The organism is Edaphosphingomonas laterariae, from assembly GCF_900188165.1.
GTDB classification, from domain to species: Bacteria; Pseudomonadota; Alphaproteobacteria; order Sphingomonadales; family Sphingomonadaceae; genus Sphingomonas_E; species Sphingomonas_E laterariae.
This window is the reverse complement of record NZ_FZOS01000004.1, coordinates 131,963-149,047: the sequence shown is the minus strand read 5'-3', so window position 1 is coordinate 149,047 and position 17,085 is coordinate 131,963. Positions and strand designations below refer to the sequence as shown.

Sequence of the window (17,085 nt, the reverse complement as noted above, 5' to 3'; positions counted from 1 at the left end):
TTGGCCGCACTCGGCGGAACGTAGTGGAGAAGCCGCGCTTGCGCGGCTTGCGGACGTAAAGGCGAATCCCCTGCAAGGATGCAAATGAAGAAGGCCGTGAGGTGGCGGGCTGACAGGGAAGGCAGACGCACAATTCCCAACCGTCATAGTGCTGCAAAGAAAGAACAACACCAATGCGCGCGCCTGCGCGCTCATAACTGTAAGCGATAAGCAGGATGCTTGATCGCATCGACTTCCCGCTTAATATGCCCTCTTGAATCATTGGCTTGTCGTCTCAATCGTTGCGATGCTGGCAAGCTGGGGAGCTTGGCTGTGGGGCAATGGGAACAGCTTGTAACGCAAGGCCATGTGCGAGCGGCGCGCTGGCGCAACGCCGCGCCATTCCTGTTTTGGGGCGCGGTCGCCGCGATCATCCTTGGCTTCATTCTGGCGCTGTCACTACCGGATTCCCCGCCGTCAACGCGCGTGGCCGAGGCCAAGAGCGCCTATGCAGACGCGCATCGGCGCGCTGTCAGCCGGTATATGCAGGGTGCAGGGCAGAGACTCGGCCAGCCGCCGCAGCGCGTCATTCAGGCGCAGACGCCGGACGCAGCCCAAGTCGCAGTGACCGCCGCGCTTGACGCGCTAGGCCGGACGGGTCGCTTGCCCGACACCGTGACGCGCCAGCCCCCCGATGCGTTCTGGCGCGGCGACTGGCAGGCCGAGGGCGTTCAGGCCGTCGAGGACGGGCGCACTATCCTGATCGGCTATTATGCGGACTTCGCCAACCCCAGCTATCGGGAGCCGCCGCAGGTGCGGCGCATCTTCGGCCTGTTGCGGCGCGACGACGCCGGCGCATGGCGGCACTATTGCCTTGCCGTGCAGGGGATGCCGCCGTGCGGTTCGTCCGCCATCGACCCGGCCAGCATCCCCGCGACCATGCGCGGCCTGTTGCCCGCCGCCGCGTTCGAGGCGCAATAATGACAGGCTGGCTTATCCCTGTTGTCATCGTCGCCCTTGTCGCGCTGGCCTTGCTGTTTGCGCCCACCCGCCGAATCTTGCGGAAGGCGCTCAATCTCATTCCGGCGCTCGCGCTGTTTGTCATCGGCCTTGCCGCCTATGTGCTGTGGAAGCCCGTCAACTGGCTGATCGCGCGCGTGGCGTTCCTCGCCAGTGCGGGCGACCGCTTCGCGGCAGGCGTGGAGCGCATCGGCGCGCGCAAAACCGGATTGCCCGCTGGCGACCGCGAAGCCGTCGCGCGCGAGCTTTGGCCGGAAGATCGCTACCCGTTCCTCTATAGCCAAGTGCCGGAGGATATTCGCCGCCCGCTATGGGAGGACGGCAAGCTGGTCGGCGGGCAGGATATTCCGTGGATGGCCGACCGTCATTTCAGCACGGGGCTGACCAAGGCCGCAGGACAATGCGGCCTTGCGGCGGCGCTCATTGCCCTTGTCGCGCAACCGCTGCTGCTGCTGGCGTGGAAGGGCGTCGCGTCGCAGGACGCGACTGCCGCGCCCGTCTTGCTCGAACAATTCCCCAATGAAGCGCCCGCCTATGTTTCGGGCTGGCAGGTGTGGCAGGCCGTTGCGGCGGACTTCGCCGCAAGCCTGCTTGGCGGTGCCATGACCATGCTTGGCCTATTGGCCGCATGGCTGTTGATCGCCGTGGGCGTCGGCATCCTTGTCGCCGTCGCCGCCATCGAGCATTGGCGGCGCGAAGCGTCCGCCCCCTATGAGGTTATATCCAAGGACGCGCATGTGCGCTGGCCGTATCGCGCCGAAGCGCGGGAGATCGCCCGCACAGGCTATGCGCGACAGGTCGCCCATGCCACGGGCTATCTGGCAGACTCGCCGTTGTTTCAGGTCGGCAGCGGCACAGGCACCTTCCGCGTGCGCGGCGACCTTGCCGCGCCGAGCAAGGGGCAAGCCCTCGCTCTCGATGGGGAATCCCTGTTCCAGCATATGCTCGTTTTCGGCGGCACAGGCGACGGCAAGACCACCGCCGTCCTGAAACCGCTGTTGCGTCAGGTATTCGCGCAGCCGGATTTCGGCGCATATATCACCGATGCCAAGGGCGTGCTGTGGCATGACGCCGAGAAGATCGCCGCCGCCGCAGGGCGGTCGGGCGACGTGCTGCGTATCGGCACCGGCACCGGCGAACTCGGCGTGAACATCACCGCCAGCCTCGCGCCCAACCATATTGCCGCCGTCCTGCGCTCGGTGCTTACGCAGGTCGGCGGGGCGCAGGGCGATAGCTTTTGGCCGGACATGGCCGCCAATGTCATGCGCCACGCGCTGACCGTTGGCCGCGCCTATGCCGCAACGCCGGAGGGCGAAGCCGAAGCCAAGCGTCCGCACCCGTCCAGCCTGTGGTGGGCGTATCAGGCCGTGCTGGACGAGAAGAAACTGCAAGCCGCCTGCGATGCGATCAGCCGTGCGAACATAGCCTGCCTTGAGGGCATGAAGGAGGCCAGCGCGGCGGGCGATCAGGACGCCTATATGCGCCATGTTGATCGCATCCGCGTGCTGGCGGCGTCCGATGTCGCCGCCAGCCTGTCCTATGTGACGGCCACATGGAAGGATATGGCGAAGGACACCAAGACGGGCATCACCGCCAATATATCGCAGCTTATGGACGGCTTTGCGGGCGCGCGAGAATTGCGCGAGCGTTTCCTGTGCGGGCTGGACGAGGACACCGCCAACCTGGACGCGCCGCTTAATGGCAAGATCGCGCTTGTGACCCTGAATACGATGGAGGACGGCTTGCCCGCGCGCCTTGTCGCCATCCTGCTAAAGACGGTGCTGTATCGGGAAGCGCGGAGGCGCGAGGCCGCGCTGAAAAAGCAGGGCGGCAACCCGCAAGCCAAGCCCTGCCTTGTGATGATGGACGAGGTGCAGGAACTGGCGACCGTTGACCCCGCATCCGGCCTAAGCGACGCGACGTTTTGGAACGTCGCGCGCTCCACCGGAATTGCGGGCGTATTCGCCACGCAGACCGTGGCGGCGCTCACGCAGGCGATGGGCAAGGACGCCGCCGACAACTTCATGCAGCAAGCCCGCAGCAAGATATTTCTACGCAGCGAAGATCAGGCCACCGTGTCCTATGCCTGTTGGCTGGCGGGCGAGTTCGAGCGCAACCGCGTATTCGGCGACGGCCAGTGGGAGAGTCTTGACCAGCGGGAATTGATAAGCGGCTGGTCGCCCTTCGCGCCGCTGGACGATGACGCACCGCCACCGGACGCGGACGGGGCGGGGTTTTACTTCGCCGCAGCGCGGGGCTTCCTGAACAGCGCCGCCATAGGGGCGGCGACCGCCAAGCCGACCTATGCGCCCGATATGCGCTTCGTGCCGGACGCCACCGATCAGGCCACCCAGCTTGCGGCCTTGAGCGCCCAGCAGCAGGCGGCATGGCGGCAGGAAGATCGCGACCGCCAATATCGCGCCGAGGGGAACGCCATGACCCCCGCCATGACTCCGGCGGACTTCATCGCAATGGGGCGCTGGCACGCCTACGCCCATATCCAGCGAGCGGGGATTGCGCGGCAGGACGTGGTGGCGCTGACACATGAGTTCTGACGCCGCGCCCGATACGCACGGCAACATCGTCGCGCAGAATCGCAACCTGTGATATAATGTCACATCGCAAACCGACCGCCCCGATCTATGCGGAGGCGCGGGCGTCGTATTCGACACCCCACCGATTCTATGTTATGCTAATAACTGGAGGTGCAAGCCATGCGCGGTAATACCGCGCGCTTGGCAAGGGGCGCTTCGCCCCCGTTGCATCCCCAGACCAAGGGAGGGCTTTCATGCCCCCCGTTGGAACCCCCAGAGCAGGAGCCTTCCCGCCCCTGCACCCTGGACGGAGCCGCCGCCATCCCCGCAATAACGGGTGTGTCCGCGTCTCCGCCAAAGGAGCCTTCGCGCTCCCTTGAAACCCATCGACCGCTGTTTCGGCAGCGGCTTCGACCAAAGGGCTTTCATGCCCTTTGGAAACCAGATCAGGGCGTAGCGACCCCTGAACCCCCGGCAGGCATTTCGGGCCTGCTACCGACCAAGGCGGTGCCTTGGAACCCTTCATTACAGGAGGGCGGGTGGCGAGAGGAAGTGACAAGCGGCAGCGGACGCGCATCATTACGTTCCGTGTGTCTGACGACGAATACGCGCGATATGAAGAACGGGCTTCGCGCGCTGGCCTTGCTGTTGGCGCATTTGCCCGTGCTGCCGGACTTGACGAAGCTGGCCCCCGCGCGCGCCGCCGCCGCCCCGTAGAGCATCGCGCCCTTGTTCAACTCATGGCTTCGCTGAACCGCGTCGGCAACAACCTGAACCAGCTTGCCCGCAACACCAATCGCGGCCTTGATATTGACGTGCCGCAACTGCGTGACGCGCTGCACCAATATCATGCAGTGATCGCCGCCATATACGAAGCCCTCGGCATGGAGTCCGCCCGTGATAATCAAGGGCAAGAGTCGGGCAGGCCCTAGCCAGCTTGCCCACCACCTTGGCCGCGCTGACACCAACGAGCGCGTCGAAATCCTGCAACTGGATTCCGCAGGCACCACCGCCGAAGCCTTCCGCGACTGGCAGACCTACACCCTCGCCACCAAGGGCAAGCTGGGGCTTTATCACGCCAATATCGACCCCGACACCAAATACGAAATGACCCCGCAGCAATGGGCGCGGGCGGTCGAGATATTGGAGGAGGAGCTTGGCTTGCAAGGCCAGCCCCGCGCCGTAGTCATGCACGAGAAAAACGGGCGCGAGCATATCCATGTCGTGTGGGCGCGCGCCGACATGGACACCATGACCCTACGCAGCGACAGCCAGAATTATCAGGCCCATGAGCGCGCCAGCCTGCGTATGGAGCAGGAGTTCGGTCACGAGCATGTCCCCGGCAAACACGCCAAGCGCGACCGTGACGTGCAGCCGGAGTTTCCATCCGCCGACGCCCGCCACGACGAATGGCAGCAGGCCGAGCGGGGCGGTATCGATCACCGTGAGCGTAAAGCACAGGTGACGACGCTGTATGAGGCCAGCGACACCGGCCCCGCCTTCAAGGCCGCGCTTGAGGACGCGGGTTATGTGCTGGCGCGCGGTGATCGCCGCGATTTCGTCATCCTTGATACCGACGCCAAGGCGCATAGCCTTGGCCGCCAGCTTCCCGGCGTGAAAGCCGCCGAGCTTCGCGCCTTCATGGTGGACATAGATTCCGAGAGCCTGCCGAGCGTGAAGGAAGCCCGCGCCGCTATCCGCGAGGCCACCCGTGCGGAGCCGACGCCCGAACAGCCCCGCCTGCCGGAACACGTCGCGCCTCAGCAGGAACCGCCAGCCTCCGACCGCGATCCCGCGCCGACATGGGAGGACGCGCATATAGAGTCGCTGCGCCGCGCGATCATGGAACAGCATAGCGTGGAATTGAAGGAGCAGGAGCTGCGCCATGCCCGCGAGGTCGAAACCTTGCAGCAGGAGCAGGAGGCGAAGGCGACCAAGGCCATTGAGGACTTCGCCAAGGAGCAGGCGCAGCGCGCGGTCGCGGAGCGCCCGCAGGAGCCGGGGGGCTTTGAGCGTATGTGGCGCAATATCCGCGAGGCCGTGGACGAGGAAGCCCGCCGCCAGCGCCTTGCCGACGAGGCACGGCGCGCCGCCGACCTTGAGGATCGCCGCAATGATGAAATCCGCATCATGGTGTCCGGCCTCAATGCCGCCCAGCGGCAGGAGATCGACACCCTTGTTGACCGCCAAGGCAAGGAAAGGGCTGACCTGTTGCGCGAACAGGCCAGCGACCTGAAACGCCGCATCGAGGACGACGAGCGCGCGCGCCAGCTTGCGCGCGAGTATGAGAAACGGCAGCAGGAGGCCTTGGCGCGCGAGCGGGAAGGGCCGGAGCGAGATCCCCGCGCACGCTGACAGGCTCGCGTTTCCTGCAATCGCAACCGGGCCTGCTGCTGGGACAGATTGCCAGCCTTGTGCCTAAAGCCGCGAAATCGGTATCGCGTTTCGTGCGCGACGCCGCGCTTGCGCTGTTGCCGCGCCTTGTGTCGCGCTTCATGGCGGTCGCCCGACGCACCAAGAAGGGCAAGGGCGGGGCGGGCAGTGCCAGCCATAGCGAAATCACGTCCAGCTTCTTTTCGACTTCCGGCAGCACGTCCGAAGGCGCAGTTGACGGTGCAGATTTCGGGTCCATGTTCCTAGCGCCGCCGCTGGCGCCGCGACCGAAGCCGCCGCGCATGTCGCGCCGCCGCCTACGTTCGAGATTCCGCGCACGGCAATTCCTGAAACCCCCGTGGATGCGATAGTCGATATATGCCAAGCATCTGTGCCGACAACGAAATAAAATTACCCACGCGCTGTGGCAAGATAGCAACCCTGCCGCGATTCAGCTATGGCCTTGCCATGCCTGCGCGGGAGGGGGATTCGACCGACAGGCTTTTCTGAGGGGTGGCAAACCTCAATTTGCACAGTAGAGATTTGGAAACGCGGAATAATGAACGCCGTCGAAATTGAAGAAGCCGTTTCGGCACTGGCAGAAAGCCCCTTTGATCCCGCAGAATTTCCGTTCCAGTTCCTCGAAGCATTCGGTAACAAGCCCGCGACTATTAAGCGTTTGCGCGATGGCCACTCAAACAGCTCCGATGTTGGCGGCGTATTGCAGCGTAACAATATCCACCTTGCCGCCGCCGCCGAAGGTGATGTTGCCGCGACCTTGGCGCGTCTCAAATCCAGCCCCGCGACGACGAAGGCGAAAGCGCAATTCATCCTCGCCACGGACGGCGACATGTTCGAGGCCGAGGACATCGAGTCCGGCGAAACGGTGGCTTGCACCTTCGCCGAGTTCCCCGAACATTTCGGTTTCTTCCTGCCCTTGGCGGGGATCAGCACCGTCAAACAGGTGCGCGATAGTGCCTTCGACATTCGCGCGACGAGCCGTCTCAATCGGCTCTATGTCGAGTTGTTGAAAGACAATCCCGAGTGGAGCAAGGCCGACCGCCGCCCCGACATGAATCACTTCATGGCGCGGCTGATCTTCTGCTTTTTCGCGGAGGACACCGACATCTTCAACGGCACCGGCCTGTTTACGGCCACCGTTGACCAGATGAGCGAGAAGGATGCGTCGAACACCCATGAGGTGATCGCCGAGATATTCCGCGCCATGAACACGCCGATCAACGATCGGCAGACAGCGGGCATCCGTTCATGGGCGAACGTGTTCCCTTATGTGAACGGCGGCCTGTTTTCGGGGAGCCTTGAGGTTCCGCGTTTCAGCCGGATCGCCCGATCCTATCTGCTGCACATCGGCAGCCTGAAATGGACGCAGATCAATCCCGACATTTTCGGGTCGATGATTCAGGCCGTTGCCGATGATGAGGAGCGCGGCGCGCTGGGTATGCACTACACCAGCCGCCCCAACATTCTGAAAATTCTCGACCCGCTATTTCTCGACAGCCTGCGCGAGCAGCTTGAGGAGGCAGGCGACAGTGGGCGCAAGCTGCTCAATCTCCGTAATCGCATGGCGCGCATTCGCGTTTTCGATCCTGCCTGCGGGAGTGGAAATTTCCTTGTCATCGCCTACAAGGAAATGCGCGAGATCGAAGCCGAGATAAATCGACGGCGCGGCGAGGAAGGCCGTGCGTCCGATATTCCCCTCACGAATTTTCGCGGGATCGAACTGCGCGATTTTCCGGCGGAAGTGGCGCGGCTCGCGCTCATCATTGCCGAGTTCCAGTGCGATACGCTCTATCGCGGGCAGAAACTAGCGCTTGCCGAGTTTCTGCCGCTGAACGCGCAGAACTGGATCACTTGCGGCAACGCCCTACGCATTGACTGGCTCTCTATCTGCCCGCCGACTGGCACAAGCGTAAAATTAGTGGGTGATGATCTGTTTCACACGCCACTTGATCAGGCCCAGATCGACTTCGAGAATGAGGGTGGGGAAACCTATATCTGCGGGAATCCGCCATATCTCGGTTCGACGTGGCAGAATAAGGAGCAGAAATCTGACCTAGAACAAATTTTCGGCCATCGCACTTCGGGCTGGAAGTCTCTCGATTACGTCGCTGGCTGGTTCATGAAAGCAGCAGACTATGGTTTGCACACACCAGCGGTTGCTGCTTTCGTTTCTACTAATTCGATCTGCCAAGGCCAACAAGTGCCTGTGCTTTGGCCTTTAATCTTCGATACAGGCCATGAAATCGCGTTTGCCCACACCTCGTTCAAATGGGCTAATCTGGCGAGCCACAACGCAGGCGTCATTGTCGTTGTCGTTGCTATCGCCAGAAATGTCGCGAAGGAGCGACCATTATTTGGCTTTGATGATGTCGGACAGTCTGTTGTTCAGTCAACAAAGAATATTAATGCTTACCTTATACCGGGAAACAACGTAATAGTCACAAAATCACCCAAGCCCATAACCCAAGTTTCAGAGATGGAATTTGGGAATAAGGCATCTGATGGGGGTAACTTGCTCCTAGATAGTGACGAGCTATCCAGATTAGAATTATCGGATGAACAGAAAGAAAAATTTATTTGTCGCATTTTTGGAGCTGCTGAATTCATCCAAGGAAAATCCGAATATTGTATCTGGATTAACGAAGGAAATGCTGAAGAAGCTCTTGCTATTGAGCCCATAGCGAAGCGGGTAGAGGGCGTTCGCAGAATGCGATTGGAAAGTAGCAAGGATGCGACAAGAGCAAAGGCTGCGAAACCCTATCTCTTCGACGAGGTAAAACAGACAGGGGATGAAGATTCGATATTCATTCCAAGCGTCAGTTCCGAAAACCGTCCATACCTTCCTGTTGGCATTCTTGGCAAGCGAACCATAGCTAAAGCTCCAAACTTTGCCCTCTATCGCGCCGATCTGTGGAATATGGCGATTATCGCCTCACGCATCCACCTTGTCTGGGTCGCAGCGGTCTGCGGCAAACTGAAAACCGATTTCCGCTATTCCAATACGCTTGGCTGGAATACCTTTCCGGTTCCGACGCTAACCGAGAAGAACAAGGACGATCTGACTCGATGCGCTGAAGACATCCTACTGGCGCGTGAAGCGCATTTCCCGGCGACAATCGCCGATCTTTACGATCCTGAAAATATGCCCGCCAATTTGCGCGAGGCGCACGAGCGCAACGACGAAGTGCTGGAACGCATCTATATCGGGCGGAGATTCAAGAACGATACCGAGCGGCTCGAAAAGCTGTTCGAACTTTACACCAAGATGACCGCAGGATCAGGCGCGGCCAAGAAGAAGGCGGGGGCACGCGCATGACCATCGACAAAAAGAATGTTCCATCCGTTTCCGTGACCTACGCCCGCAACGGCGGCTCTACGAAATCCAATGCGCTCGGGATGCGCGCGATGCAGGAGCGCGCGTTCGAAAAGCGCGGAGAGCCTTACCTTCTCATCAAGTCGCCGCCCGCATCGGGCAAGAGCCGTGCGCTCATGTTTATCGCGCTCGACAAGCTCGCCAATCAGGGATTGAAACAGGCGATCATCGTCGTGCCGGAAAAATCCATCGGCTCCAGCTTCGCCGACGAGCCGCTGACCAAGTTTGGATTCTGGGCTGACTGGACGGTCGCGCCGAAGTGGAATCTCTGCAACGCACCCGGCGAGGACGGCGGCAAGGTCAACACTGTCGCCAGTTTCCTCGCCAGCGACGACAAAGTGCTGGTCTGCACCCACGCAACCTTCCGGTTTGCAGTGGACCGTTTCGGCGTCGAGGCGTTCGATGGCCGCTTGATCGCGGTGGACGAGTTCCACCACGTTTCCGCCAACCCTGATAATGTGCTGGGCAAGCACCTTGGCGAGTTCATCGCGCGCGACAAGGTGCATATCGTCGCCATGACGGGCAGCTATTTTCGGGGCGATGCCGAGGCCGTGCTCGCGCCGACCGACGAGGCGAAATTCGATACCGTCACCTACACCTATTACGAGCAGCTCAACGGCTACGAATATCTCAAGCAGCTCGACATCGGCTATTTCTTCTATTCCGGCTCCTACACCGATGACATTCTCGAAGTCCTGAATCCTGCCGAGAAAACCATCATCCACATCCCCAACGTCAATTCGCGCGAAAGCACGAAGGACAAGATCAAGGAGGTGGAGCACATCATCACCGAGCTTGGCGAGTGGGAAGGTGCCGATCCCGTCACGGGCTTCCAGATCGTCACGACACCCGATGGGAAAAAACTGCGCATCGCCGATCTTGTCGATGATGACCCGTCGAAGCGCGACCGCGTTTCCGCCGCGCTGAAAGACCCCGCGCAAAAGAACAACCGCGATCATGTGGACATCATCATCGCGCTCGGCATGGCGAAAGAGGGCTTCGACTGGATTTGGTGCGAACACGCACTCACGGTCGGCTATCGCGCCAGCCTGACAGAGATTGTGCAGATCATTGGCCGCGCAACCCGCGATGCACCCGGCAAAACTCGCGCACGGTTCACGAATCTGATCGCCGAACCCGATGCAGCGGAATCGCTTGTCACCGAGGCGATCAACGATACGCTCAAAGCCATTGCTGCCAGCTTGCTCATGGAGCAGGTGCTCGCACCGCGTTTCAACTTCACGCCGAAGAACCCGCAGAGCGGCAAGCAGGATGGCTTCGATTACGGCGGCGCTGGCTATCAGCCCGACAAGTGCAATGTCGGCTTCAATGAGCAGACCGGCCAATTCCATATCGAGATCAAAGGGCTTACCGAACCCAAAAGTGAGCAGGCCGCGCGCATCTGCAAAGAGGATTTGAACGAGGTCATCGCGAGCTTCGTGCAGGATAAGCCCAGCATCGAGCGCGGCCTGTTTGACGAGGAGATGGTTCCCGAAGAGCTGACCCAGCTTCGCCTTGGCAAGATCATAAAGGACAAATATCCCGAGTTGGACGAAGAGGATCAGGAGGCCGTGCGCCAGCACGCCATTGCCGCCCTCAATCTCACCCAGCAGGCCGCGCGCATTGCGCTTGGCGACGATAAAAAGGACGACGCGGAGCCGAGCTTGAACACCGCGCTGATCGACGGTGTGCGCAAATTCGCGATGGACGTGCGCGAACTCGACATCGACCTGATCGACCGGATCAATCCGTTTCAGGAAGCCTATGCCATTCTCGCCAAGACCATGAGCGAGGAAAGTCTGAAACAGGTCGCCGCCGCCATCGCCAGCAAGCGCACCAGCCTGTCGCCCGACGAGGCGAAAGAGCTTGCCGTGCGGGCCGCGCGCTTCATCAAGGAGCGCGAGCGTCCGCCATCGATCACAGCATCGGATGCGTGGGAACGGCGATTGGCCGAAGGCGCAGCCGCATTCATGCGCTTCAAGAAAGAGGGCCGCTATGACGGATGACCTCGACCTTGATGCACTGGCAGACGTGCTTTCCGACTTCGCTGCGCCCGAGAAAAAGGTCGGGCGTGGACCACGCGAGGAACGCATCATCGCTGGATTTGAGGAGATCCAGCGATTTGTCGAGAAGCACGGACACGCACCGCGCCACGGCGAGAGCCGAGACATATTCGAGCGCCTCTATGCCACGCGCCTTGATCGCCTGCGCGCACAGGAAGATTGCCGGACATTGCTTGAATCCTTGGATCATCAGGGATTGCTCGCGGGTGGAGAAACGCCCGTCCCCATATCCGATGACGATATGGACACGGACGCGCTTCTTGCCGAGCTTGAGGGCGCGATAGGCTCGTCGGATATTGCCGAACTTCGCCACGTCCGCACGGCAGAGGAAAAGCGCGCCGCCGAGGAAATCGCCAACCGCGAAAAATGCGAGGATTTCGAGACGTTCAAGCCTCTGTTCGAGCAGGTGCAGCGCGATCTTGAAAGCGGGATCAGGAAATCGCGCGAGTTCGAACTGAAAGCCGAAATCCGCCCCGGCGCATGGTTCATTGTCGGCGGTCAGAAAGCCTATGTCGCCGACATGGACGAGATTTTCGTCAACGCGCAGGGACGAACCGATGCCCGCTTGCGCGTGGTGTTCGACAACGGCACCGAGAGCAATATGCTCATGCGTTCGCTACAGCGGGCATTGCATAAGGACGAGGCGGGCCGTCGCATCTCCGATCCCGAGGCAGGGCCGTTGTTTGTGCGCGAGGAGGCTTCGCCGTTCACGGGGCAGCTTGATGACGATGACTCCGCCAGCGGCACGATCTACGTGCTGCGCAGTAAGTCCGATCATCCTGTAGTCGCGGCAAATCGCGACGTGCTGCACAAGATCGGCGTGACGGGCGGTGACGTGCAACGCCGCATCGCGAACGCCAAACTCGATCCGACCTTTTTGATGGCCGAGGCTGAAATCGTCGCGACCTACACGCTCTACAACATCAACCGCACCAAGCTCGAAAATCTGATCCACCGCATATTCGACCCCGCGCGGCTCGACATCGAAATCAAGGATCGCTTCGGCAATCCCGTGATCCCGCGCGAATGGTTCCTCGTGCCGCGCTTCGTCGTCGATGACGCCGTGGAGCGGATCAAGGACGGCACGATCACGCATTATATATATGACCCGAAAGCCGCGCGGCTCGTGCGGAGCGACGGGGAGGGCCGACCGGGGTGACATCAGATGCAAGAATCCGTGCCGTTCTTCTGGTCATCTATCTGGCGATACTTGTTGCCGTCCAAGCCCAGTTTATCAGCACCGGCCTTGCTCTCGACAACAAGGCTATGTGGCTGGTCAGCGGTGTCATAAGCCTGCTTTTCGGCAGCAGGCTTATCAACCCACACTTCACGCCACCTGCCGATTCACTGACCAACGCCGTCGCTGCACTGTTAGCAATTCTTCCCGCTGTGCCCGTGATTCCGAGCGGGACACCCGATGCTTGGGTGCTGGCCTTCGCTGTCGGACTTTTCGCGCTTGTGTCCGGCGTATCACTGTTAGTCCTGATTTTCCGGCCTGCGCCGGGCATCGAGCCGGGAGTTTTCTGGCGTCTCTGCGAGCGAGCCGTAAAGGGGCTGGGTAGCCCCAACATCATATTTACCGCGCTTATCATCGTTGCGGTCTGGTTATTCCATCGCGAACAGCCTGCGGAGGTTTTCGCAATCCTGACGACACTCGCCGTCATAGTGATAATCCGACCGCTGGAATCGCTCGTTGATTACATTGCAGCGTTCTTGAATAGCAAGCCGCCCCTGCGCCGAGAGGACATTGTGGGAACGGTCGCAGCGCACCAATCCCCCGGCATTGTCCTTGTCCGACAGGTCGAACCCAAAACGATCAGCCGTGGCACACCGATGGTTGTCGCCGACCACCATGGGCCGGAGCAGCTTGGCGTTGCCCTCAATTATGTCGGACGCGACGAAGGCAATCTGTTGCGTGTCTTGACCGCGCCGCTTCCGCAATCTCTCGCATCTTACGCAAGTCAGCTTCCTGCGAAATCGCAGGACGCAATAGCGGTTTCGATCACGGTGCCACCCGATGAAGCGGAGCAGATTCAGGCGCTCCAATGGATAGGCCGCCTGTGCGGCATCGTGGATAGCGACACCAGCACCGAATATCTCCAATTTGAGGTTATCAACGATTCCGGTCTTGCAGAAGGTAGCCTGATCGAAGCCCGTATCGGCGATGAACGACGCGTAATCTACCAAGTCGTTGACGGCATTACCCGCGAGGAAGTTGTCCAGCAGAAAAACAAATACGGTTACGCTCGCGCCAAGGCGCGCAAGATTGGCACATGGGATGCCAACGCACAGAAGTTTAACCCCGTTCCGTGGTTACCACGCATCAACGCTCCGGTGTTCATGCTTGAAAACGAGGACACCGCACCGGAAGGCGACTGCATCGGTTACTTCCCGTCCACGCCCTACGGCGTCCGGCTCGACCCGTCAGAGTGCGTAACCCATAACACCGCCATTCTCGGCATTCTCGGCGTGGGCAAAAGCTATCTGTCCATAGAACTTGTCGAACGCATGATCGCACAAGGCATCAAAGTCCTCTGCCTCGACCTGACCAACCAATATCAGCAGCTTCTGGCCGACTTTATTGAGCCGATCCATGAGCAAGCCAAGCGTGATGAGCTTGTTGCCGCCGGACAAGGTGGCGTGGCTCATCAAAATCGAGAGCTTGGAGGCTCCCGACGCGCCTTCAAGCTGGCCGTGGTCAAGCAAATGCGTGAGTTCTTGGCTGACGATGACGACCATTATTTGCGGGTATTCAACCCTGCGCAGTTCCGTGTCACCAAGCAAGTGTCCGGTATGTTTCAGGGCAATGCCGAGTTATCGCATCTGACAGCCTCGGAAATTACCGCGATTTTCTCCGACGCGGCGCTGTTCGTCTGTCAGGAGAAAGGCATGACGGACACAGCACGCCTTTGCCTTGTCTATGAGGAAGCCCACTCGCTTGTCCCCGAATGGAACTCCGTCGCGGCAGATGGTGACAAGCAAGCCACAGCGACCAGTGCGAGAGCCATCTTGCAAGGTCGAAAATATGGCCTTGGTTGCCTGCTTATCACGCAGCGCACCGCGAACGTCACCAAGACGATCTTGAACCAGTGCAACACGATATTCGCTATGCGGACTTTCGATGATACCGGCAAAGATTTTCTCGGAAACTACATCGGCTCTGACTACGCCAATGTCCTTCCTTCGCTGCAAGCCCGCCATGCTGTTGTCTTTGGCAAGGCGTCGTCCTGCGAAAACCCGGTCCTTATTCGCCTGAATGACCAAGATGCCTTTAGGCAGCGTTTCAGGCCAGCAAATCCGCCCCGCCAACCACAACCCGCACCGGCAGAGGACGTGGCTGCTCCCGATGCCGCCGATGCAGCAGCCGAGGATGGAGCCGCGCCCGAAGCCTGATTATCGTGCGGACAAGGGAGCGGGACTGTAGCCGCTTTCGGCGGGCGGTTCCCCGGTTGGCAGCCGCGAACGTCACTGGCCTCATGCGTGGATTCACTGGCTTGGCCAGATCGGGCGTCAATCGCGGGCGCTTCCGCATTGCATTTGTGCAGCTTCCCCTGTCGGGTTCCCTACGGTCAGCATGACCCCGCGACCTCTTGGCCGCGCCTTGTTCTCCACATCTGCCGCAACGGTTGCGGCTCAGAGCCACAAGGAGAACCGACATGACCACCGAAACCACCAACAGCCCCGCTTTCATCCTCTATCGCGTCGATGGCAACGGGCAGGCCGCAAGCTGGACCAAGATCGGCGCGGCATGGCCGAACCGCGACGGCAAGGGCTTCAATATCCGCTGCGAAGCCGTGCCGCTGCAAGGCCGCATCGTCATGCGGGCTTACAGCCCCAAGCCCAAGGCCGACACTGTCGCCCCAGCCCCTAAGGCTGCGGCGACCGCCAGAAGGAAAGCCGGTGGGCGCTAAGCGCCCCCGGCCATCCGGCCTTTGCCGTCCGCTGCGGTGAATAACCGCCATATTCACCGCATATCGTGCGGCGAATATGCTTAAGTCTGATATTTTCGGAATATCCGGTCTTTATCACAGGAAAATTCGGCGTCACCGCGCCGGAGGTGCGTCTTAAGCCGGAATTTTCCTCTCTTGTGCTCTTAAGTTGTATTTTTTCGTGATTTTTCTTCCTTAAGTAAGGAAAATTCGGTAAACTGGCGTGGAAAGGCGCGCTTAATGTCCGAATTTTCCGCTGGCACCTATCCCGAAGTATTCGTCTCGCATACGGCCATATCCAAGGCCGTTTATGATGCCGTCGCCCGTGGCGAGCTACGCCGCATCGGCTCGCGCCTCTATACCCGCAATCTCACCGAAAATCCCGAACGGCTGGTGCGCCGCAACTGGTATCACCTGATTACCAGCTACTATCCCGATGCGCTCATTACCGACCGCACCGCGCTTGAGAACAAGCCCGCCGAGGATGGTTCCGTTTTTCTCATATCCGAAAAGGGTTCCGAAACGCAGCTTCCCGGCCTGACCCTTCGCCCGCGTCAGGGAGCGGGAGCCATCGACAACGACAAGCCCTTTATCGGCGGCGCGCGGCTGGCCTCGACGCCGCGCGCCTATCTTGAAAATATGCGCGCATCGCGCGCGCGCGGCGGACGTGTCACGCGCACATTGACCCGCGAGGAACTGGAGCAGCGCCTTGATGCGCTGTTGCGCACACAGGGAGAGGGCGCGCTCAACAAGCTGCGCGATGACGCGCGCGCCATCGCGCCCGAACTTGGCCTTGAGGCCGAATACGATGCTCTGAACGACCTGATCGGCGCGTTCCTTGGCACCCGCGAGGCCAGGGCCGAAAGCGACGTGGGCAAAGCCCGCGCCGCCGGTCAGCCATTTGACCCCGACCGCATCGTGCTGTTCGAGGCATTGTTTGGCGCGCTGCGCGACGCCATTCCCGCGCCGCGTCCTGCGTCCGCGCAGGGTGACGAGGCGACTGCCAATCTCGCTTTCTTTGAAGCCTATTTCTCAAACTTCATCGAAGGCACCGAGTTCAGCGTCAGCGAAGCCCGCGAGATCGTCTTTGAAGGCGCGATCCCCTCCGAACGTCCCGAAGATGCCCATGACGTGCTTGGCACGTTCCGCATCGTGTCCGATGCGCAGGACATGAGCATCCTTCCCGCCAGTGCCGATGAACTGGATGCACTCCTGCGCCGCCGTCATGCAACCTTGATGCAGGCGCGACCCGACAAGCATCCCGGTATCTTCAAAACGAAAACCAATCAGGCGGGCAGCACGGTCTTTGTTGCGCCCGAACTGGTCAATGGCACCCTTGAGCGCGGTTTCGCGTTTTACCGGGCGCTGGAAGAACCCTTCCAGCGAGCCGTGTTTATGATGATGCTGGTCAGCGAGGTGCATCCCTTTGCCGATGGTAACGGGCGCACCGCCCGCATCATGATGAACGCCGAACTGGTCGCGGCGGGGCAGGAGCGCATCATCATCCCCACGGCCTATCGCACCGATTATCTTGGGGCACTCAAGGCTTTTTCCAAGAACGGCCAAGCCGCACCGCTCATTCGTATGCTGGACGTGGCGCAAAGCTATACCGGCATGATCGACTGGCGCACATTCGAGAGCGCCCGCGCCATGCTTGAGGACACCAATGCCTTTGCCGAAGGCGCTGACGCCAAGCTGCGCATCCCGAAAGCATGAATAGCCGCGCCAACGAACATGGGGTGAGGAAGCAATCGCCCCGCTGCCGTTGGAACAGCGGGGCGACCGATCAGCCG

General features: G+C 60.6%; 10 protein-coding genes. All 10 read left to right on the top strand.

Annotated features, from left to right (window positions below; genetic code table 11):
* Positions 1 to 219: 219 nt before the first annotated feature.
* The 10 genes from CHB74_RS21925 to CHB74_RS05645 all read left to right on the top strand — a co-directional run bounded on the left by CHB74_RS21925 (position 220) and on the right by CHB74_RS05645 (position 17,008).
* Positions 220 to 960, top strand: coding sequence for a hypothetical protein (locus CHB74_RS21925; protein WP_179220735.1), 741 nt, complete (start codon positions 220 to 222; stop codon positions 958 to 960).
* Positions 960 to 3,554 (top strand): type IV secretion system DNA-binding domain-containing protein, encoded by a 2,595-nt coding sequence (locus tag CHB74_RS05690; protein ID WP_179220734.1) that lies wholly within the window; start codon positions 960 to 962, stop codon positions 3,552 to 3,554. The genes CHB74_RS21925 and CHB74_RS05690 overlap by 1 nt, the downstream gene beginning before the upstream one ends.
* Positions 3,555 to 4,072: 518 nt before the next feature.
* Positions 4,073 to 4,465 carry a plasmid mobilization protein gene (locus CHB74_RS22765; RefSeq protein WP_425442244.1) on the top strand — a complete coding sequence of 131 codons (393 nt, stop codon included), beginning with the start codon at positions 4,073 to 4,075 and terminating at the stop codon, positions 4,463 to 4,465.
* The gene (locus CHB74_RS05680) at positions 4,431 to 5,888 is read left to right on the top strand and encodes a relaxase/mobilization nuclease domain-containing protein (protein WP_089218655.1); all 1,458 of its coding nucleotides are present in this window, start codon (positions 4,431 to 4,433) and stop codon (positions 5,886 to 5,888) included. The genes CHB74_RS22765 and CHB74_RS05680 overlap by 35 nt, the downstream gene beginning before the upstream one ends.
* A gap of 577 nt (positions 5,889 to 6,465) precedes the next feature.
* Entirely contained in the window at positions 6,466 to 9,243 is a 2,778-nt protein-coding gene (locus CHB74_RS05670) for a class I SAM-dependent DNA methyltransferase (protein WP_089218653.1), read from the top strand.
* Entirely contained in the window at positions 9,240 to 11,306 is a 2,067-nt protein-coding gene (locus CHB74_RS05665) for a DEAD/DEAH box helicase (RefSeq protein ID WP_089218652.1), read from the top strand. The genes CHB74_RS05670 and CHB74_RS05665 overlap by 4 nt, the downstream gene beginning before the upstream one ends.
* Positions 11,230 to 12,522 carry a GIY-YIG nuclease family protein gene (locus CHB74_RS05660; RefSeq protein WP_342746575.1) on the top strand — a complete coding sequence of 431 codons (1,293 nt, stop codon included), beginning with the start codon at positions 11,230 to 11,232 and terminating at the stop codon, positions 12,520 to 12,522. Before CHB74_RS05665 ends, CHB74_RS05660 begins: the two co-directional genes overlap by 77 nt.
* A complete protein-coding gene (locus tag CHB74_RS05655) occupies positions 12,519 to 14,756 on the top strand; it encodes an ATP-binding protein (RefSeq protein ID WP_089218650.1) in 2,238 nt (745 codons plus the stop codon). Before CHB74_RS05660 ends, CHB74_RS05655 begins: the two co-directional genes overlap by 4 nt.
* A gap of 263 nt (positions 14,757 to 15,019) precedes the next feature.
* Positions 15,020 to 15,274 (top strand): hypothetical protein, encoded by a 255-nt coding sequence (locus CHB74_RS05650; RefSeq protein WP_179220725.1) that lies wholly within the window; start codon positions 15,020 to 15,022, stop codon positions 15,272 to 15,274.
* 411 nt (positions 15,275 to 15,685) lie between these two features.
* The gene (locus tag CHB74_RS05645) at positions 15,686 to 17,008 is read left to right on the top strand and encodes a Fic family protein (protein WP_245842655.1); all 1,323 of its coding nucleotides are present in this window, start codon (positions 15,686 to 15,688) and stop codon (positions 17,006 to 17,008) included.
* Positions 17,009 to 17,085: the final 77 nt, after the last annotated feature.

Bases quoted from the DNA above. Each gene is read 5' to 3' on its own strand.
- CHB74_RS05670 (WP_089218653.1), top strand. From the start codon at position 6,466: ATGAACGCCGTCGAAATTGAAGAAGCCGTTTCGGCACTGGCAGAAAGC.
- CHB74_RS05660 (WP_342746575.1), top strand. From the start codon at position 11,230: ATGCGTGGGAACGGCGATTGGCCGAAGGCGCAGCCGCATTCATGCGCT.
- CHB74_RS05650 (WP_179220725.1), top strand. From the start codon at position 15,020: ATGACCACCGAAACCACCAACAGCCCCGCTTTCATCCTCTATCGCGTC.
- CHB74_RS05665 (WP_089218652.1), top strand. From the start codon at position 9,240: ATGACCATCGACAAAAAGAATGTTCCATCCGTTTCCGTGACCTACGCC.
- CHB74_RS05690 (WP_179220734.1), top strand. From the start codon at position 960: ATGACAGGCTGGCTTATCCCTGTTGTCATCGTCGCCCTTGTCGCGCTG.